14 protein-coding genes and 1 pseudogene are annotated in these 18,875 nt (G+C 73.8%); 10 read left to right on the forward strand and 5 right to left on the reverse strand.

Going from position 1 to position 18,875, the window contains the following annotated elements:
- Window positions 1–448 precede the first annotated feature (448 nt).
- Window positions 449–1,390 carry an alpha/beta hydrolase gene (locus ACFYNS_RS15210; protein ID WP_360291843.1) on the forward strand — a complete coding sequence of 314 codons (942 nt, stop codon included), beginning with the start codon at window positions 449–451 and terminating at the stop codon, window positions 1,388–1,390.
- A gap of 695 nt (window positions 1,391–2,085) precedes the next feature.
- Here ACFYNS_RS15210 and ACFYNS_RS15215 read toward each other — a convergent pair.
- Window positions 2,086–2,787 (reverse strand): annotated as a pseudogene (locus ACFYNS_RS15215) (bifunctional DNA primase/polymerase); the annotation flags it as partial.
- A gap of 296 nt (window positions 2,788–3,083) precedes the next feature.
- Between ACFYNS_RS15215 and ACFYNS_RS15220 the strand changes: the two are divergent.
- The 4 genes from ACFYNS_RS15220 (at window position 3,084) to purU (ending at window position 8,428) form a co-directional block, all read left to right on the forward strand.
- Window positions 3,084–4,475 (forward strand): transcriptional regulator, encoded by a 1,392-nt coding sequence (locus tag ACFYNS_RS15220; RefSeq protein WP_360291846.1) that lies wholly within the window; start codon window positions 3,084–3,086, stop codon window positions 4,473–4,475.
- Between the two features lie 252 nt (window positions 4,476–4,727).
- The gene (locus tag ACFYNS_RS15225) at window positions 4,728–6,659 is read left to right on the forward strand and encodes a hypothetical protein (RefSeq protein WP_388603147.1); all 1,932 of its coding nucleotides are present in this window, start codon (window positions 4,728–4,730) and stop codon (window positions 6,657–6,659) included.
- 241 nt (window positions 6,660–6,900) lie between these two features.
- Window positions 6,901–7,401, forward strand: a complete 501-nt coding sequence (locus ACFYNS_RS15230) for a hypothetical protein (protein ID WP_388603148.1) — start codon at window positions 6,901–6,903, stop codon at window positions 7,399–7,401.
- A gap of 109 nt (window positions 7,402–7,510) precedes the next feature.
- Window positions 7,511–8,428: a formyltetrahydrofolate deformylase gene (gene purU, locus ACFYNS_RS15235; protein WP_360294101.1), complete on the forward strand. Its 918-nt coding sequence runs from the start codon at window positions 7,511–7,513 to the stop codon at window positions 8,426–8,428.
- A 95-nt stretch (window positions 8,429–8,523) separates the two neighbouring features.
- Here the strand turns inward: purU and ACFYNS_RS15240 are convergent, their stop codons facing one another.
- Together ACFYNS_RS15240 and ACFYNS_RS15245 are read right to left on the reverse strand one after the other, a co-directional pair.
- Entirely contained in the window at window positions 8,524–9,654 is a 1,131-nt protein-coding gene (locus ACFYNS_RS15240; protein WP_388603150.1) for a zf-HC2 domain-containing protein, read from the reverse strand.
- Between the two features lie 107 nt (window positions 9,655–9,761).
- A complete protein-coding gene (locus tag ACFYNS_RS15245; protein ID WP_360294105.1) occupies window positions 9,762–10,337 on the reverse strand; it encodes a sigma-70 family RNA polymerase sigma factor in 576 nt (191 codons plus the stop codon).
- 402 nt (window positions 10,338–10,739) lie between these two features.
- On the opposite strand from ACFYNS_RS15245, the gene ACFYNS_RS15250 reads away from it, so the two are divergent.
- A complete protein-coding gene (locus ACFYNS_RS15250) occupies window positions 10,740–11,120 on the forward strand; it encodes an STAS domain-containing protein (RefSeq protein ID WP_360294108.1) in 381 nt (126 codons plus the stop codon).
- A 63-nt stretch (window positions 11,121–11,183) separates the two neighbouring features.
- Here the strand turns inward: ACFYNS_RS15250 and ACFYNS_RS15255 are convergent, their stop codons facing one another.
- The gene (locus ACFYNS_RS15255) at window positions 11,184–12,854 is read right to left on the reverse strand and encodes a class I adenylate-forming enzyme family protein (protein WP_388603153.1); all 1,671 of its coding nucleotides are present in this window, start codon (window positions 12,852–12,854) and stop codon (window positions 11,184–11,186) included.
- Window positions 12,855–13,008: 154 nt separating this feature from the next.
- On the opposite strand from ACFYNS_RS15255, the gene ACFYNS_RS15260 reads away from it, so the two are divergent.
- From ACFYNS_RS15260 to ACFYNS_RS15275, 4 genes are all read left to right on the forward strand, one after another.
- Complete coding sequence (locus ACFYNS_RS15260) at window positions 13,009–14,199, forward strand: amidohydrolase family protein (protein WP_360294114.1); 1,191 nt, start codon at window positions 13,009–13,011, stop codon at window positions 14,197–14,199.
- 228 nt (window positions 14,200–14,427) lie between these two features.
- Window positions 14,428–15,597, forward strand: a complete 1,170-nt coding sequence (locus ACFYNS_RS15265) for an acyl-CoA dehydrogenase family protein (protein WP_360294116.1) — start codon at window positions 14,428–14,430, stop codon at window positions 15,595–15,597.
- An 8-nt stretch (window positions 15,598–15,605) separates the two neighbouring features.
- The gene (locus tag ACFYNS_RS15270) at window positions 15,606–16,667 is read left to right on the forward strand and encodes an acyl-CoA dehydrogenase (protein ID WP_360294119.1); all 1,062 of its coding nucleotides are present in this window, start codon (window positions 15,606–15,608) and stop codon (window positions 16,665–16,667) included.
- 412 nt (window positions 16,668–17,079) lie between these two features.
- Window positions 17,080–17,643 (forward strand): ATP-binding protein, encoded by a 564-nt coding sequence (locus ACFYNS_RS15275; RefSeq protein ID WP_360294122.1) that lies wholly within the window; start codon window positions 17,080–17,082, stop codon window positions 17,641–17,643.
- A gap of 294 nt (window positions 17,644–17,937) precedes the next feature.
- On the opposite strand, the gene ACFYNS_RS15280 is transcribed toward ACFYNS_RS15275, so the two are convergent.
- Window positions 17,938–18,873: a cyclase family protein gene (locus ACFYNS_RS15280; RefSeq protein ID WP_388603156.1), complete on the reverse strand. Its 936-nt coding sequence runs from the start codon at window positions 18,871–18,873 to the stop codon at window positions 17,938–17,940.
- Window positions 18,874–18,875 lie beyond the last annotated feature (2 nt).

Consider the following 18,875-nt stretch of genomic DNA (forward strand, 5'->3'; position numbering starts at 1 on the left):
CCCGGCGCTGACCAGTGCGCCCTGCCGGGCGCTGAGTGCCGGGCGCCGCCCGCGGGGGTGGGCGTCTTCCCAAAATCTCCCCGTCGTACCAGAGTTGCCTGGACATGAGCGGTCGCATGGGTACCGTGCGACGCTGTCGCTGCCGGGAGGGGAGCCATCGATGCAGTGTTCCGCGGGCTCTGCGGCGCCCCGTTCGGGCGGGCCGAGCAGGCGGGACTCCGGTGCCTTCGGCTTCCGGAGCCCCGCCTCCCCATGTCCCCCCGCGGCGACCCGGAGCCCCGAGCTCTCAGGGTCTGCCGCCCTCCCGGTTCCTGTCTCCCCCGGGGGAGGGCGGGCAACCTCGCGACGATGTCACTCGAAGGTGGGGTATTCGCCGTGAGCCCCGACTGTTCGAATAAGGGTTCGATAGTCTGACGCGGCGGTCACGGGAGTGGGGGTGTCACGACGCATGGTGCGACGGATCGATGTGACGGGTGTGGACGGAATCCACCTGGCGGCCTGGGAGTTCGCCGACCCGCCCAAGGCCGGTCCCGAGGCCGTGGCAGGGGCCGCCCCCGAGCCCGGTGCGGCCTCCCGCGCGTCCGACAGCGGCCGGGGCGGGGCACAGCGCCGCAAACCTCCCGGAGTGCTGTTACTGCACGGACTCATGGGCCGTGCGTCGCACTGGGCGAGCACCGCCCGCTGGCTCACCGACCGCTACCGCGCGGTCGCCCTGGACCAGCGCGGTCACGGCCGGAGCGACAAGCTGGACGAGGCCCGCTACGACCGGGAGGCGTACGTCGCGGACGCGGAGGCCGCGCTCGAACAGCTCGATCTGGCCCCCGTCGCGCTCGTCGGTCACGCCATGGGCGCGCTGACCGCCTGGCAGCTCGCCGCCAAGCGGCCCGACCTCGTCCAGGCCCTGGTGATCAGCGACATGCGCGCCTCGGCGCTCGGCGAGCAGTCGCAGCGTGAGTGGGAGGAGTGGTTCACCTCGTGGCCGGTGCCCTTCGCGACCCTCGCCGACGTCCGCAGATGGTTCGGTGAGGACGACCCCTCGCTGGAGCGTTCCCGGGCCTCGCGCGGTGAGTTCTTCGCCGAGGTGATGGCCGAACGCGAGGACGGTTGGCGGCCCGTGTTCTCCCCCGAAGTGATGATGCGGGTGCGCGAGGCATGGGTGCATGACGCGCACTGGGACGAACTCGCCCAGGTCCGCTGCCCCACCCTCGTCGTCCGCGGTCTCGACGGCGAACTGGGCCGGGCCGAGGCCCAGGAGATGGTCCGGGTGCTGCCGCGCGGCATCTACGCGGAGGTCACGGAGGCCGGGCACCTCATCCACTACGACCAGCCCGACGACTGGCGCCGCGTCGTGGAACCCTTCCTCCAGGCGGCCCTTCCCGCGGGCGCCTGACCGGTCCGCCCGGCCGCCTGCCCCGCGTCCCGCGCGGGGCAGCCGAGATCCGGGACCCCGGGGCCTTCTCCGGGTCCCGTGTGCGGTCCTTCGGCGGTCTGCGGTCCTTCGGCCGTCTGCGGTCTGCGGTCTGCGGTCTGCGGTCTGCGGTCTGCGGTCTGCGGTCTGCCGTCTGCGGGCGGCGACGTGTTGCCGGGGCCCCGGAACCGCGGGCCCGCCCATGCGCCGTCGCTCCGTGACGGTGGTCTGACGCGGGGTCCGTCTGCTGGTTCCGCGGCGCGCGCGGCTGGTACTCGGGCCGCGGCTGGTACGCAGCACGGTCGTTGATGCGTCGGGGTGGTCGTTCGGCGGTGCACCTGCCCGCTGCCCGCGCGCCCAGGTCGGCGTCGCCGCCTCATCGGCTTCACGGCTTCACGGCGCCGTCACCGCCGCGGAGGCCGCGGGGCCGCCGCCGCGGCGGTTCCGGTCACCCGGTACGGGGCTCCGGCCGGGCCGCTCCGGGCCGTGTGCGCGCGGGGGGCCGCTCCCGTCCTCGGGCCCGATGGCGGACCGCCGGGTGCCGCCGCGGCGGGGCTGGTGGCAGCCGGTGAGCCGGTCGTCGTGCGGTCCGCCGTCCCGGCCGGCCCCGCCGCCGTGCGGCCCGGACCGTCCGCCGCCGAGTGGACCGCGCTCTCCGGTGTGGTGCGGTGCGCGCGGCCGGTCGCCTCCCGGCCGCAGGCGTAGGCGAGCGTGGGGAGCAGTTCGTCGACGTCCGGCAGCCAGCGGTTGGCGGCGTTCGGCTCGCGGGCCCACTGGACGGCCCCGCGGGTGCCCAGCCGGGTGGGCGGCGCCGCCACCCAGTCCCCGGCGCCCTTGGCGCACAGGTCGAGCGCGGTGGGCGACCAGCCCAGGCGGCGCAGGGTGGCGGGCACCTTGGCCGCGACGCCGGGCAGTACGAAGAAGAGCATCCTGCCGTCCGGGGTGCAGGTGACCGGCCCCAGCGGCTGCGCCATCCGCTCCAGCCGGGTGAGCGCCAGACAGCCGGCCGTCTCGGAGACCTCCAGTGTGTCGAAGGCGCGTCCGGTCGGCAGCAGTACGGCGGCGCGCGGTTCGGTCGCCCACAACTGGCGCACGGTCGTCGCGCTCCCCGTCGTCTCGTCCGCCCAGCGGGCGCGCGCGGGATGTGCGCCGGGCGCGGGGCAGGTGCGCTCCCCGCAGGAGCAGCGCGGTACGCCGTCCACCGTCTCCAGCCAGGTGCCGGGGAAGACGTCCCAGGCCCGTTCCTGGGCGTAACGCACCGCGTGTTCCAGCGGAGCGGCTTGCGGCGCCGTGCGCTGCCCCGGGATACGCGTGCGCGTCGTCGCTCCAGAGGCATCAGAGGTATCCGAGGTAAGTGTGATGGTCTCTTCCACGACCATCACAACTTTCGTCCCCCGCAGGGGTTACGGGCGCGGAGCGGGGCGGCTCGGGGCACGACGGCGCATACGCCGGTCGAGCCGTCGCTGTTTCCGCAGCCCAGGGGGCAGCCCGCGCTCGGAACGGCGCATAGGGGCATGTGTAGGGGCGCGTACACAGAAGGGCGGTCCCGGGTGGGTAGTCCCCCTGCGGTGCATTGCGCTGTGAAGGGCGGGGTTCGAGGGAATCACGGGCATATGCGCCGCGCACGCAGCAGTGATCGGGCCGGGTCAGCACGGAAACCACGGAGGGGGATCTCATGGCCGCCAGGCCGCTCGTCGCGAGGCAGCCCAACGAACGCCTGCAGGCGCTCATCCAGGAAGCCGGGTGCTCGAACGCGGGCCTGGCCCGCCGCGTCAACATGTGCGGATCCGAGCACGGCCTGGATCTGCGCTACGACAAGACCTCCGTGGCCCGCTGGCTGCGCGGGCAGCAGCCGCGCGGCCGGGCACCCGGCATCATCGCCGAGGCGCTCGGCCGCAAGCTGGGCCGGACCGTGACGATCGACGAGATCGGCATGGCCAACGGCAAGAACCTCGCCTCCGGAGTGGGGCTGCGGTTCGCTCCCACGGTCGTCGGCGCCGTCGAGCAGGTCTGCGAGCTGTGGCGCAGCGACGTGGGCCGCCGGGACTTCCTGACGGGCTCGACCGTCGCGGCGTCCGCGCTCGTCGAGCCGAGCCGGGACTGGCTGATCACCCAGCCCGACCACCAGGTCTCCCGCTCCTCGGGGGCCCGGGTGGGCGAGCCGGACGTGGCAGCCGTGCAGGCGATGACCGAGGCGCTCTCCGACCTGGACCACCGCTACGGCGCCGGCCATATCCGCCCCGTGGTGGTGCACTACCTCAACAGCGTGGTCTCCGGGCTGCTGGCCGGCTCCTACAAGGAGGCGGTCGGCAGGTCGCTGTTCGCCGCCGTCGCCCGGCTGACCGAACTGGCCGGCTACATGGCCGTGGACACCGGGCAGCACGGGCTGGCGCAGCGCTACTACATCCAGTCCCTGCGGCTGGCCCAGGCGGCCGGGGACCGGGCCTACGGCGGCTATGTGCTCGCCGCGGGGATGAGCCACCTCGCCGCGTCGCTCGGCAACCCGCGGGAGATCGCGCAGTTGGCGCGCGCGGCGCAGGAGGGGGCGCGGGGGCGGGTGACACCGCGGGCCGAGGCGATGTTCCACGCCGCGGAGGCCCGGGGGCATGCGCTGATGGGGGACGAGCGGGCCTGCCAGGGCTCCGCGTCCCGTGCGCTGGCGGCGATGGACGGCGCCGAGTCGGCAGCCGGGTCCGGCGACGACCCGTCCTGGATCACGCACTTCGACCGCGCCTACCTCGCGGACGAACTCGCCCACTGCCACCGTGACCTGGGGCAGGCCGAGCGCGCCGCGGCCCGTGCGGAGGAGGCCGTCACCGGTCACCCGGAGGGGCGGGCGCGGCGACGCGCGATCGGGCTGTTCCTGCTGGCGGACGCGCAGGTCCAGCAGCGCGAGGTGGAGCGCGGCTGCCACACGGCCGGCGAGGCCGCGGGGCTGCTGGCCGGGCTGCGCTCGGACCGGGGAGCGGAGTATCTGGAGGACTTCCGGCTGCGTCTGGAACCGTACGGGGCGGAGCCCGTGGTGCGGGAGTTCAACGAGCGCCTGGAGCCCACTTCCGCAGCGTGAGGAGCGGGCTCTGGCATGTGAGCCGAACGTGACGCGACACGTGAGCCGGCGCGTGTGCCGACTCGTGAGTCGACGTGAGTACCCGAGGCGCGAGACCCCTCGAAGAAATGCCGCATACATCCCCTTCTGCGTGCTTCATGCTGACATCAGGTGAAGGAAGGGTGTCCGCACATCTGGGTGCGTGGTCGCCCGTTGGGGTGACCCGGTAGCGTGACCCGACGCTTCCGCTAGCCATGCGAACGAGGAGTCTTGGTGACAACGCACAACGGACGCGGACAGGACGGGACTTCCGGCTCTCCCGGTGACGCCCTGCCCGCCTCCACGACCCCCTACGAGGGGGTCGTGCTGCCGTCCAACGGCGACCCGTGGACTCCTCAGCAGCAGCGCCAGGTCCAGTCCGAGCGCGACCGCGTGCAGCCGCCGGCCGGGCAGCCGTGGGGCCGGCCCTGGGGGCCCGGCTCCGAAGCGGCCGGGGGCGGGGCCCCGGAGACCGGAGCCGCGCCCGGTGCGCAGCACAGCCCCGGCTACTGGGGCGCGCCGCAGGGCGGCGACCGCCCCGGCGCACTGCCGCCGGAGGGCGCCCCCGCCCGCCCGCCGCACCCCCCTTCGCTGCCGCCCGAGGGCGCCGGGCCGCTGCCCGGGCCCGGGGACTTCGGCCCGGGAGAAGGGCAGAGTGCGGGCGGACCCGGCGCGCTGCCGCCCGAGGGAGCCCAGGGGTACGACCGGCCCGGCCCGGACTCCTACGGCCGGGCGCCGTCGCCGGACGGCACGGGATATCCGCAACCGGGCGCCGGGACGGCTGATCCGTACGGGGCGCCCGCGCAGGGCGGCGCCCCCGCGCTACCGCAGCAGCCCCCGACGTACCCGTCGTCGCCCGGCTCGGCGGACGGCTCCGGTTGGCACGCCGCGCCCGCGCCCCCCACGGCACCGCCCGGCCCGCCGCAGGCCGGGGCCGCAGACGGCGACGCCACCCAGATGCTCCCGCCCTTCCCGGCGGACCTGCCGTCCTCCGGTGGTGCCGCTCCCGGCGGACCCGCCGCCCACGGTGGCGCCGTCGGGCCCGACGACGGCACACAGATGCTGCCGCCGCAGCCGGCCGGGCCGGTGGTCGGCGGCCCGGACAGCGAGGCCACCCAGTACATGGCGCCCGTTGCGGGCGCCGACTCCGAGGCCACCCAGATGCTGCCGCCGATGTCCGCCGACGCGGGTCCGCCCGGCGGCGGGAGCCAGGGCCAGGAGGAGTCCGAGGCGCGCAAACCTCTCCCCGAGTTCGAGAATCTCTTCCGCTCCGACTCCCCTCGGTCCGGCGGACCGGGGCAGCCACCCGGAGGCCGCGACGAGCCGGGCTCCACGCAGAACCTGCCGGTCTTCGACCAGACGGCGGGGCCGCAGGGACCGGGCGGCGGCTACGGCTATCCGCAGCCGGGCTCGCAGGGCGGCGGCTACGGCTATCCGCAGCCGGGCTCGCAGGGCGGCGGCTACGGCTATCCGCAACCGGGTTCCCAGCAGTACGAGCCGCAGCCGGGCGGCCGGGCGGCGCGGCGCGACGCCGGCCGCGGCCGGCGTCGCACGCCTCCGTGGCTGCTGATCGGCGGCGGCCTGGCGGGGGTGGCCGTGGTGGGGCTGGTCGTCGGCCTGCTCCTCGCGGACGGCGGTGACAGCTCGGGCGGCGACAAGCCGAAGGCGTCCACGGCTCCCGCGGGGGAGGAGTCGAGCGCGCCCGCCGACCCCGCCGAGGCGCAGGCCAAGAAACTGGACGCACTGCTGGCCGACAGCAACAACAGCCGCTCCCAGGTCATCCGTTCCGTGCAGAACATCAAGAACTGCACCGCACTGGACAAAGCGGCCACCGATCTGCGGTCGGCTGCCAAGCAGCGGAACGGTCTGGTGCGGCGGCTCGGCGAACTGAAGACGGACAAGCTCCCCGACAGCACGGAGCTGAACTCCGCGCTCAAGAGCGCCTGGCGCTCCTCGGCCTCCGCCGACAACCACTACGCGGCCTGGGCGGACCAGGCGGCGGGCAAGAAGGGCTGCCACAAGGGCAAGGCCAAGACGACCCGGCAGCTGGCGGCGGCCAACCGCGCCAGCGGCTCCGCGACCACCGCCAAGAAGAAGGCCGCGGGACTGTGGAATCCGACGGCGAAGAAGTACGGCCTCAAGGAGCGCCCCTTCGGTTCGCTGTGAGCACCCCGCACGGGCGCCGGGCCGGGCCGGACCCGCGCCGAGCGGTGGCGGGCGGGTGCCGGGCGGTCGGCAGGCGGCAGTCGCGGCGCCGCGACCGGTTTCCCGCCGGGACCGGCCAGGCGCAGTCGGGACGGTGCGGCCGGGACGGCGCGGCCGGGAGTGGGGCCTCCGGGACGGGTGCCGGTGGGGAACGAGGGCCCGCGCCCGGGCGTCCGGCAGGCGGAACGTAGGGTCGGTGACCATGCAGCAAGCAGGTTCGGTGAAGTCTTCCCGACGTGGGCGTCGTTCCACCACCATGGACGGCATGCCTGTCGATGACGTGCCCTGGTGGCGCTGGCGCAGCAACGTGCGCTCCGCGCTGCACATGCTCTCCGACCAGACCTTCCAGCACGAGTGCTGGCTGGCCGGACGCCCCGGATACGGCGATGTCACGGACGCCGTCTACCGCCTGGTCGAGGACACCTGGCTGGACAACTGGTCCGCGGAGAAGTACGTCGGGACGATCTTCCGCGACGCGCAGGAGGCGCAGTCGGTGGACGCGGCGGTGCTGCGGGTGCTGCGCATCATGCACCAGGTCGGCGCCGATGCACCGGTCGCCTCGTACCTGGAGCATCCGGAATGGCCGGATGCCGTCCGGGCCGCGCGGGAGGCACACATGCTGCTGGCCGGGAACGACGGCGACGACCCCGACGAGCCGCCCCGCTCGCTGGAGGTTCTGGCGATCATGCTCAGGGCGGTGTGACGGAGGTACCGGGCGGGTGTGACCGGATCCACGGGACGGGTGTGACCGGACGCACCGGCCGCACGCACCGGGTGCGGGGGCACGTCTGCGATGTGCCAATCTTGGGGCCATGAGCCAGTCGCACCCCGCTCCCGACCGTTCCGCCGCAGCCGCCGGAGGCACCGCAGCCGCCGAGGGCGGGCAGCCGGGCCAGTTCCTCCTCACCCTCTCGTGCCCGGACAACCAGGGCATCGTGCACGCCGTCTCCAGCTACCTGTTCATGACCGGCTGCAACATCGAGGACAGCCAGCAGTTCGGGGACCGCGACACCGGGCTCTTCTTCATGCGCGTCCACTTCACCGGCAACACCACCGTGGAGAAACTGCGCGCCAGCTTCTCCGCCGTCGGCGACTCCTTCCGGATGGACTGGCAGATCCACCGGGCCGAGGAACGGATGCGGGTCGTCCTGATGGTGAGCAGGTTCGGGCACTGCCTCAACGACCTGCTCTTCCGCTCGCGGATCGGCGCGCTCCCGGTCGAGATCGCCGCGGTGGTCTCCAACCACACCGACTTCGCCGAGCTCGTCGCCTCCTACGACATTCCCTTCCACCACATTCCCGTGACGAAGGACACCAAGGAGGCGGCCGAGGAGCGGCTGCTGGAACTCGTCGAGGAGGAGCGGGTCGAGCTCGTCGTCCTCGCGCGCTACATGCAGGTCCTCTCCGACAACCTGTGCAAGCGGCTGTCCGGACGGATCATCAACATCCACCACTCGTTCCTGCCGAGCTTCAAGGGCGCCAAGCCCTACCACCAGGCGCACGCCCGCGGCGTCAAACTCATCGGCGCCACCGCGCACTACGTGACCGCGGACCTCGACGAGGGCCCGATCATCGAGCAGGAGGTCGAGCGGGTCAGCCACGACGTCACCCCCGAGCAGCTGGTCGCCGTGGGGCGGGACGTGGAGTGCCAGGCGCTGGCCCGCGCGGTGAAGTGGCACAGCGAGCACCGCGTGCTGCTGAACGGCCACCGCACCGTCGTCTTCACCTGACGACCTGACGACCTGGCGATCTTGGCGATCCGACGCCCCGACGGCCTGACCCGGGACCGCGTCCGGCGGCTGCCCGGGTCCGGGTCCGGGGCCGCTCAGAGGCGGGAGAGCGAGGCGGTGGCGTAGAGGACGTCCTGGATGGCCTGCGGGTCGCCGTCCTGGCCCGCGGCGGCGTCCAGTGGCGGGACGTGGCCCGCGGCAAGCTGGCAGAACTCCAGGTCGTCCAGCGCGATGTGGGCGACGGTGCGTTCGGGCGAGGCGCGGGTGCCGGGGGAGTCCAGCGGGATGTACCAGTCGCCGCCCCCGCTGCCCTCGACCTCCAGATGCAGCGTGCGCCCCGGTGCTCCGGCGGCGGCCAGACCGCGCACCGGTGGCGCGAGGCCGCTGCGCCGACGGGCCGCGATGGCGCCGGGCAACTGCCGCGCCGCGAGGTCGACGAGCTGGTTCAGATGCGCGGGGCCGGGCGGGTCGTACGGGTAGTCGACGGCCTGTGCGACGTCCCCGGCGTGCAGCCAGCACTCGAAGGCCCGGTCCAGGAAGGCGTCCCGGAGCGGGAGCGAGAAGCCGCCGTAGTCCACGCGCCGGTCCGGTGCGGCGGGATGTTCGCCGTTGGAGCCGGCGTCCTCGGCGGCGAGGAAGGACACGTCGCGGATCAGCGCGTGGCTCTGCTCGCGCCAGCGCTCGCGGGCCGCCTGGGCGCGGTGTCCGGCATCGTCAAGCGCCCAGTAGACCTCCGTGCGGGTCTGCGGTCCGGCGCCCGGACCGATGGGCAGGGCACCGGAGGGCAGCGGGTCGGGCAGCCCGATGCCGGTCGCGACCAGCCCGTCCACCGCGAGCAGATGGCCCAGGACACCGGCCACGGTCGTCTCCCGTGCGGCCTGCCGCTCACCGTCGAACCAGCGCAGCCGCACCGGAGCACGCCACTCCGCCTCGGCCATGTCGCGCAGCAGCGCGTCCAGCCGGGCCGTCTCGGCGTCGTACGGAGCCGCCCAGGCGGGCGTCGGTATACGGGCCGGGCGGCGGTCGAGGCAGCCCTCCAGGACACGGGAGCGCAGCATCGGATCCAGATCGAGGCTGTCCTCGGAGTGCAGCAGGCCGACCGCGTCCCGCAGCCGCAACGCCTCCTCGGCGCAAGGCGCGCAGTCGGTCAGATGCGCTTCGACGGCGGCCGTCTCCGCCGCTGAGCAGGCCGCCAGCGCCCAGGCCCCGAGCAGCGAGGTGAGCACCCGGTGCTCCTGCGGGCCGGGCGGGGTGTCGGCGGTGCCCGCGGGCGCTCGCCCGCTCGGCTCCGGCCCGGCAGGCTGTTCCGGGCCCGGTCGGGCCGGTGGCCGGCTCACGGCCGGTGCCCCGTGCCGGGCGGCGCCACGGCGGGCCGGGGCATGGCGGAGGAGAGGAGTTGGAGGCCCAGCCGCAGCCGGCGCCGGGCCTCGTCCTCGGTCACACCGAGGGTGCGCGCGGCCTGCCGGTAGTCGTGCCGCTCGAAATAGGCCAGTTCGAGTGCGGCACGCAGCGGGGAGGGCATGGAGGTGACGATGTAGTCGGCCCGGGCCGCGGCCGCGGCCGCCCGGACCTGCTCCTCGAACCGCTCGGCCTGCTCGGGGGAGTCCGGGTCCGCGTCCCGCCGCTGCTGCCGGCGGAGTGCCGCGGTCGCCGTCCGCTGGGTCAGCGCCGCCACCCAGGCCCGCATGGGCCCTTCGCGTGGATCGAAGGCGCGCGGGTGCTCCCAGATGTAGGCGAAGACCTCCCGCGTCGTCCTGTCGGCCGCGGCTTCGTCGTCCAGTACGCGGTGGGCGAGGCCGTGCACCAGGGAGGCGAAGCGGTCGTAGAGCTCGCCGAGCGCTGCGGCCTCACCGCGCGCGAGCCGTTGCTGCATCTTCCGGTCCCAGCGCGGTGATGTGTCGTTCGCCAAGGTGGCCCCCAGTCCTCCGGTCCCGCCGTCCGCTTCCGCTCCGGGTCCGTTCCGGATCCGGAGCGGGCGCGTCCGGCGGTTTCCCTTCCGCTCCTGTGATGCCCGTCAACCCCTCGAATGTAGTGCGAGCCGCCGACAACGCACGCCCCTTTTGACGCAACGCGCGCCCCGATGCTGTCGCCGAGGGTGCATATTGCGTCACGCTGTGCGTGGTTCGGGCGGAAGGTGAGAGATTGGAGGGGTGGCTGCGGTCCGGCGTTATGGGGGCGTGACCACAAGTTCCCGCAGGTTCCCGCGGGTAAGGACAGGGGAACGCATAGGGTCGGTTTCCCGGGACCAGTTTTGGAGGGGTGGGCCAGGGCAGCCGACTGCTGTAGGCGATCGACGAAGGGGTTGCGGGGCGTGTCGTTGAAGGTGCTGGAGGAGGAGCGGGACGGGTGGGCCGTGCTCCGGGTCTCCGGTGAACTGGACCTGGTCACCTCACCCGCGGTGCGGCAGCATGTGCACGACGCCGTCGCGGAAGGGCGCAGGAGCCTCGTGCTCGACCTGTCCGACGTCCTTTTCTGCGATTCCAGCGGAGTGGGCGTCCTGATCGCCTCCCGTCGGCTGATGCGCTCCTGTGCGGGGCGGCTCCGGCTGATCCTGCCCGCGCGTGGCGCCGAGGACGGCTCCCACGTCAACCGGGTGCTCTCCGCGCTCGGTGTACGGCGGCTCTTCGACTGCTACCCGGACCTGGCCGCGGCCACCGCAGCGCACACGACCACCGGCCCGCTCACGGCGTGACACCCTCGTCGCGCGGTGTGACGGCACCGCGTGCGCGGGAGGCCGTTCCCGCGCGCCTCGTCCTCATCCCTCCTCCTCGCTCCCGGCCGCCTCGGCGGCTCCCGAGAACCGCTCCCGCAGCCGGTACTTGAGCACTTTGCGCAGCGCCCCGTTGCGCGGCAGCGCCTCCACCACCTCCACCTGCTCGGGCAGCTTGTAGGTGGCCAGCCCCGCCTCGCGCAGATACGCGGCCACCTCCGAAACCGTGATCCGTGCCGCTCCCGCGGGCTGCTCCACCACCGCGCACACCCGCTCCCCCCGCTCCGGGTCGGGCAGTCCGATCACGGCCGCGTCGGCGACCGCGGGGTGCCGGTAGAGGAGGTGCTCGATCTCCTTGGCCGAGATGTTCTCGCCCTTGCGGATGATGATGTCCTTCGTGCGCCCGGTGAGCACCAGGTGCCCGCTGTCCAGTACGCGGCCCAGGTCGCCGGTGATCAGGAAGCCGTCCGCGTCGAAGGCTTCGGCCGTCCGCTCCGGGTCCAGATAGCCGCGGCACACCGCCTCGCCGCGCAGCCGCACCTCCCCCTCGCTCCCCGGCGGCAGCGGGGTGCCGTCCGGGGCGGTGACGCGGATCTCCATCCCGGGGGGCGGGCGGCCCTCGGTGGTGGCGAGCTGTTCCGGTGTGTCGTCGGGGCAGCCCATTGTGATCATGGGCGCCTCGGTCATGCCGTAGCCGTGCGCGAGTCGGCAGCCGAGCTCCGCGACCACCTCGTGGTAGAGCTCCGCCGGTTTGGGGGCGCCGCCGCCCGCGAGCAGCCGCAGGCTCGGGAGCAGCCGCTCGCCGGGCCGGGCGCGCTGCTGGGCCAGGAACATCGAGTAGAACGCGGTCGAGCCGCCCGCCGTCGTCACCCCGTGCCGCCGGTACCCCGCCAGCGCGCCGGGCAGCGCGAACTTCTCGAACAGCACCGCGGGAATCCCGTACAGCAGCAGCACCACCAGGTAGTCCGGGCCGCCGATGTGGGCGTAGGGGAAGGCGATCGAGCCCACGTCGTCGGGGCGCAGCCGGAGCGCGTGGGCCAGGCAGGAACCTCCGGCGAGCAGGCTCCGGTCGGTGTGCCGTACGCCGCACGGTGCGGAGGTGGTGCCGGAGGTCCAGTAGATCCAGCGCACCTGCGTGCCGTCCGCGGGCGGTGGCGGTGGCGGGGGCGCCGCGGTGGGTGCGGGCTCGGCAAGGGCCTCCGCGGCTGTGAGGGTGCGTGGGGAGACCCCGTGCCGTTCGCGGAGCCGGTCGGCCGGTGCGGTGTGGTCGGTGCCGTGCCTGCGGCCGGGGTGGATGTACCAGGCGGCGCCGGTCGCGCGCAGTGCGAGCCCCACCTCGCGCTCCCCGTGGCCGGGGAGGAGCGGCGTCTGCCGCGCGCCGAGCCGGGCCAGGGCCAGGGAGAGCACGACGGTCCCGATGCGGGTGGGGAGCTGCCAGGCGACGGTGTGCTCGGGGCGCACGCCCCGCGCGCAGAGCCCCGCCGCGGTGCGTTCGGCGCGGTCGCGCAGTTCGTCGAAGGTGAGGGACTCGTCGTCGGCCGGATCGTCCGCCGCCTGGATCAGCGCGCGTGCTCCGGGGGTCAGGTCGGCGCGGCGCACGACCAGTTCCCACAGGGTGCGCGAGCTGCCGAGGGTGCGGGCGACGGCGGCGTCGTCGGGGCCCCGGGCCGTGGTGCCGCCGCCGCGCCGCTCGGATTGCTGGTGTCCGGCGGTCATGCCGCCCCCCATCCCCATCGTACTGACGCTCCGTCAGATCGTGCGGGAAGCGTAAGGGGCGGCGCCTTGTCGGTCCAGAGGCGCGGGGCTAGCCTCGTCCTCAGCCTGTTTCTGACGTGTCATCAGATCTCGGTATGGCGAGGGGGCCACGTCCGTGACCGAACTACCGCGCATCGTCAGCGTCGACGACCATGTGATCGAGCCCGCGCACCTCTTCGCGACCTGGCTGCCGGCCAAGTACCGGGACAAGGGGCCCCAGCCCTTGACCGCCGGCATCGGTGAGCTGGAGTACGTGGGCGGAAAGTACCGGATCACGATGGACCCCGACGGGCCGGCCACCGACTGGTGGGTCTACGAGGACCTGAAGTTCCCGTACAAGCGCAACATCGCCGCCGTGGGCTTCGACCGGGACGAGATGACCCTGGAGGGCATCACCCGCGACCAGATGCGGCGCGGCTGCTGGGACCCGGCCGAGCGCCTCAGGGACATGGACCTCAACCACGTCGAGGCGTCGCTGTGCTTCCCCACCTTTCCCCGCTTCTGCGGTCAGACCTTCGCCGAGGCGCACGACAAGGAGGTGGCGCTGGCCTGCGTGCGCGCCTACAACGACTGGATGGTCGAGGAGTGGTGCGGCGACTCCGGCGGGCGGCTGGTGCCGCTGTGCCTGATCCCGCTGTGGGACATCGAGCTGGCCGTCGCCGAGGTACGACGCAACGCGGAGCGCGGCGTCCGCGCCGTCACCTTCAGCGAGATCCCCACCCACCTGGGACTGCCCAGCATCCACAGCGGCTACTGGGACCCCTTCTTCGCCGTCTGCGAAGAGACCGGAACCGTCGTCAACATGCACATCGGCTCCTCCTCCCAGATGCCCGCCGCCTCCCCCGACGCGCCCCCGGCCGTCCAGGCGTCGCTCTCCTTCAACAACGCCATGGCCTCGATGATGGACTTCCTCTTCAGCGGCGTACTCGTGCGGCACCCGCGGCTGAAGCTCGCCTACAGCGAGGGCCAGATGGGCTGGATCCCCTACGCGCTGGAGCGCGCCGACGACGTGTGGGAAGAGCACCGCGCCTGGGGCGGCGTCCGCGACCTCGTCCCCGAACCACCTTCCAGCTACTACTACCGACAGATCTTCTGCTGCTTCTTCCGCGACAAGCACGGCGTCACCGCGCTGGACGCGGTCGGCCGGGACAACGCGACCTTCGAGACCGACTACCCGCACGTCGACTCCACCTTCCCGCACACCCGGCAGGTCGCCCTGGAGCACGTGGACGGCCTCGACGAGGAGACCGTCCACAAGCTGATGCGGGGCAACGCCATCCGAATGCTGGAACTCGACCTGGAATGAGCCGCGGAGCGCGCCCGACCCGGGTGCAGGGACCGGGCGCTCGGGTGGGAGCAGGGACGGCGCGCACGAACCGGAGCGCGGGCCGGGAGCGCGGGCTGCCCGGGAGTGAGCCTGCGCGGGGCGCGGGGCGCGGGGCGCGGAGAGCCGAGAGCGCGGAGTGCCGAGGAAGCCGGACGTGGCGAGGAAGCCGGACGTGGCGAGGAAGCCGGACGTGGCGAGGAGGACCCGATGGAGCTGGCGTACACGCGGGGCGACGAGGAGTTCCGGGCCCGGCTGCGCTCCTGGCTGGCCGCCGTCCTGCCCACCCTGCCGCCGCGCCCCGACCCACTGGACTGGCCGGCGCGGCGGGCCTACGACATGGGCTGGCAGCGCAGGCTGTACGACGCGGGATACGCGGGACTGCACTGGCCGCGGGAGGCCGGCGGCCGGGGCGCCACCCCCGTCCAGCACCTGATCTTCCTGGAGGAGACGGAGGCGGCCGGAGCCCCCTACGTCGGTGCCGGATTCGTCGGCCTGCTGCACGCCGGGCCGACGATCGCCGCCGAGGGCGGCCCGGCGCAGCGCGCCCGCTGGCTGCCGCCGATCCTGCGCGGCGAGGAGGTGTGGTGCCAGGGGTTCTCCGAGCCGGAGGCCGGCTCCGACCTGGCCTCGTTGCGCACCCGTGCGGTGCGCAGCGGCGACAGCTACGTGGTGACCGGAGCCAAGATCTGGACCTCGCACGCCGAGGTCGCCGACTGGTGCGAACTGCTCGTGCGCACCGACCCCAAGGCGCCCCGGCACCGCGGCCTGAGCTGGCTCGCGCTGCCGATGGACGCACCCGGGGTCACCGTACGCCCGCTGCGCACCCTGGCCGGGTCGCAGGAGTTCGCCGAGGTCTTCCTGGACGAGGTGCGGGTGCCGGTCGGCAACCGGGTCGGCGCCGAGAACGACGGCTGGCGGGTCACCATGGTGACCCTCTCCTTCGAGCGGGGCACGGCGTTCGCCGGCGAGGTCGTCGCCTGCCGCCGCACCCTGCGGCTGCTCGCGCGGCATGCGCGGCGCGACGGCCGTTGGGAGGACCCGGTCCTGCGGCGTCGACTGGGCAGGCTGAACGCGGAGTTCACCGCGCTGTGGCGGCTCGTCCAGTGGAACGTCAGCGAAGCCGCCCACGCGCTGCGCCAGGGCGGGAGCGGAGTGCCCGGAGCCGGCGGTTCGGTCTTCAAGCTGCGCTACTCGCACGCGCGGCAGGAGCTGTACGAGGCCGCGGCCGAGGTGCTGGGCCCCGCTTCGCTGGATCTGGCCGAGGAGTGGACGCGGGAGCGGCTCTCCTCCCTCTCGTACACGATCGCGGCCGGCACCTCGCAGATCCAGCACAACATCCTCGCCGAGCGGGTGCTCGGCCTGCCGAGAGGACGGTGACGGCAGGGATGGACTTCCGGCTCACGCGGGACCAGGAGGCGCTGCGGCGCGGCATGCGCGACCTGCTGGCGGCGAGGTTGGGGCGCGGGGCGCTGCGTGCCGCAGTAGACGCAGCGGACAGGGCTGACGCAATGGACGGGGCTGACGGGACAGAGAGGGCCGACCGGGTGGAGGGGGCTGACCGCGCCGGGGGGCGGCTCGTGCCGGGCGGCCGGCTGTGGCGCGAGCTGGGCGCGGCGGGGCTGTTCGGCCTCCGGGTGCCGGAGCGGGCCGGAGGTGTCGGGTCGGGTCTGCCGGAGGCGGTGCTGGTGTTCGAGGAGGCGGGCCGGGCGCTGCTGCCGGGCCCGCTGGTCGCAGCGGAGTTGGCGGGCAGCACCGGCCTGGTGTCGGGAGCCGCGGAGGGCGCGGTGCCGGTGACGGCGCTGGCCGGGGCCTGTGCCGGGGACTGCGCCCTGGTCGAGCACCTGGCGTCGGCGGGCGCCGTGCTGCTGCTGGAGGAGGGCCGCCCCGCCCGGGTACTGGATCCCGTGGCGCTGGCCGCGGTTCCGATGCGCTCGGCCGACCCGCTGACGCCGCTGCACCGCGTGCGGGTGCCGCTGCCGGATCAGGGCCGGGCCGGGGGCGGGGCGCCCGACGGGGGAGTGCTGCTCCTGGAGGGGGCTCTGCTCGCCGCGGCGCAGCAACTCGGCAGCGCCCGGCGCACGCTGGAGCTGGCGGTCGGGTACGCGCGGGAGCGCGAGCAGTTCGGCCGTCCGGTCGGCAGCTTCCAGGCGGTGCAGCACTTGTGCGCGGGGATGCTGGTCCGTTCGGAGACGGCCAGAAGTGTGGTCTACGCGGCGGCCGTGACGGCGGACGAGGAGGAGATCCGCGCGGCGAAGCTGCTCGCCGACACCGCCGCCGTCGGCAATGCCCGCGACTGCCTCCAGGTGTACGGCGGAACGGGCTTCACCTGGGAGGCCGATGTCCATCTGCACCTGAAACGCGCCTGGTTGCGTGCGGAGCAGTGGTGCGCAGCCGGGGACTCCGAGGAGCGGTTGGCCGCGGCGCTGCTGCGTCCTGCGGGTCGGTGAATGCCCTGTTCGGCCGGGAGATGCGCTGCGCGTGGTTACGCAGGGTTATGACTGTCTTGTGTGTGACTCTTGGCCACCGTGAGCGGAAGATCGTATTCCACTCGGATACGCTCCCTGGGTGCGAGTACGGCGGCCGCGGGCCGCCGGCGGAAGGCGCGGGCCGCGCCGCCGAGCGGTGTCGGCCCCGACGGCCAAGGGGTGTAAGGGTGTCCACGAGATACGGGCGCGGTCGTTCGAGTCCCTGTGCTCGGCGTCGCACAGTATGCCGTGCGTCTACTCCTTTGCGCCGGAATATGCCTGAAGCGCTTGTTGGCTTCACTGCGAGTCAACCATGCTGTTCTCGCTGGAGTCACAATCCGTGACTACATGGAGACGCGAGGCGATGTGTCCGCCAGTTCGGATGGTGTGAGCGGTGCAGGTGCTTCTGGAGCAGTTGGAGATCGGATCCGATCCGACGGAGGTGGCCCGTGCCCGGAGGTGGGCCCGGGCCCGGCTGGCGGGATCGGGGGTGGACGCCGATGAGCCGCTGGCCGAGACGCTGATTCTGCTGATCTCGGAACTCGTCACCAACGCGGTGGTGCACACCGGCTGTCCGGCCGTCCTGTGCATGCTGCTGCCGCGGCGCTGCCCGGCCGGGGCCGCGCACGAGGTGGCCGGCTCGGTCCGGGTCGAGGTGGCGGACGCGAGCAGCCGCGCGCCGCGCCGCCGCCTCGCCGAGGGGGAGGACACCGGCGGTCGCGGCCTCGAACTCGTCTCGGGTCTCGCCGACCGCTGGGGCTGGGAGCACGAGCCGGGCGGCAAGCGGGTCTGGTGCGAGCTGGACACCGCGCCGCTGGGGGCGGTGGACCCCGTGCAGGCCAACAGCCGGGAGTCGGGCACCCGTCGGGAGGCCCGGGCGAACGGTGAGCCGCGTGCCGGGGTGAATGTGGGTGCGCGCGTCAATGTGGCCGGGGCGGGCGCTGGCGCGTTCGGCTGAGCGCGCGCCGGGCAATACGGGCATAACTCCCAAAGTCCAGACCAGGTGTTGACGTCTCGTACCGGTTTGATCACCCTTGGGTGGAGCGATTCGTCGTGAGGGGACGACGAGGTACCAGAGGTTCCTCGGCGAGTGCGGGTCGCGTTCCGGCGCCGACCTCCGTCCGAGGACGGGTCCCCGAGCGCCGGAGTCGGGTGGCGGCATGCCGTGCCGTGCTCGGGGCGCGCACCGGAGCGCCGCCACCCGACTGTGCCGGGCCCGGCAACCGCCCCGGCGCCCCGCGGCCGACCGCCGTCACAGCACGGCTACCGGCGCCACCGGGGCGCCGGTGCCGCCCGTGAACGGCTCGGGCTGCGCCGCCAGCAGGAAGGCGTAGCGCCCCTCGTCGGCGCATGCCTCGGAGAGCTCCTCCAGGTTCCAGTTCTGGCCCTGCAGCATGCCCATCTCCACCAGGTGCAGGGCGTGGACCGGCAGCCAGAGGCCCTCGACCTCGGGCGGGAGGATCTCGAACGTGAGGGTGTCGTTGGCCACGGCGGCGACGTCGCGCTCATGGAACCAGGCCGGTGTGCGCAGCGACAGCCCGGGGGAGGGGTGGGCGTAGCCCTCCCGGTCGCCCGCCAGGCAGCGGCGGATCTGCCCGGTCCGTACGAGCACGATGTCGCCCGCCCGCACCCGGCTGCCCCCGAACTCCTCGGCTGCCGCCAGGTCCTCGGGTGTCACCGCGTGCCCGCCCGCCGCGAGATCCTCGCCGCGGGCCCGCGCCACGTCGAGCAGCACACCGCGGGAGACGAGGGGGCGGCACTTCTCGATGCCGCTGAACGCGGCGCCGCCGTGCGCGGTGACCGTGGTGGCGGGGCGGCCGTTGTAGATCCGCCCGCCGTGCGAGACGTGCGGGAGGCCGTCCCAGTGGGTCCCGGCCTGGAGTCCCATGGTGACCGCGTCGTCGCTGGTGGCGACCGCGCCGGCGCCGAACAGTTCCAGGTTCAGCGCGACCATCGTGTGCAGCGGGTTCACCCGGCCCGGGATCGTCCCCGTCTGCACCCCGTCCTGCTGGAGTGGCAGGGCGAGCGGGACGCGGCGGCCGGTGCGTACGCAGGCCGCCGCCTCCCGCACCACCGCGTCCGTCACCAGATTGAGTGTGCCGATCTCGTCCTCGGCGCCCCACCGCCCCCAGTTGTTGACGCGTCGGGCGATCTCGGTGAAGGCGGGGAAGTGTGCCGGAGCGGTCATCC

The organism is Streptomyces sp. NPDC006925, from assembly GCF_042869575.1.
Taxonomy (GTDB): Bacteria; Actinomycetota; Actinomycetes; order Streptomycetales; family Streptomycetaceae; genus Streptomyces.

Excerpts from the sequence above, each read along its gene's own strand:
- ACFYNS_RS15265 (WP_360294116.1), top strand. The coding sequence starts at position 14,428 with ATGGAGCTGGCGTACACGCGGGGCGACGAGGAGTTCCGGGCCCGGCTG.
- ACFYNS_RS15280 (WP_388603156.1), bottom strand. The coding sequence starts at position 18,873 with ATGACCGCTCCGGCACACTTCCCCGCCTTCACCGAGATCGCCCGACGC.
- ACFYNS_RS15210 (WP_360291843.1), top strand. The coding sequence starts at position 449 with ATGGTGCGACGGATCGATGTGACGGGTGTGGACGGAATCCACCTGGCG.
- purU (WP_360294101.1), top strand. The coding sequence starts at position 7,511 with ATGAGCCAGTCGCACCCCGCTCCCGACCGTTCCGCCGCAGCCGCCGGA.
- ACFYNS_RS15270 (WP_360294119.1), top strand. The coding sequence starts at position 15,606 with ATGGACTTCCGGCTCACGCGGGACCAGGAGGCGCTGCGGCGCGGCATG.
- ACFYNS_RS15230 (WP_388603148.1), top strand. The coding sequence starts at position 6,901 with ATGCAGCAAGCAGGTTCGGTGAAGTCTTCCCGACGTGGGCGTCGTTCC.
- ACFYNS_RS15220 (WP_360291846.1), top strand. The coding sequence starts at position 3,084 with ATGGCCGCCAGGCCGCTCGTCGCGAGGCAGCCCAACGAACGCCTGCAG.
- ACFYNS_RS15255 (WP_388603153.1), bottom strand. The coding sequence starts at position 12,854 with ATGACCGCCGGACACCAGCAATCCGAGCGGCGCGGCGGCGGCACCACG.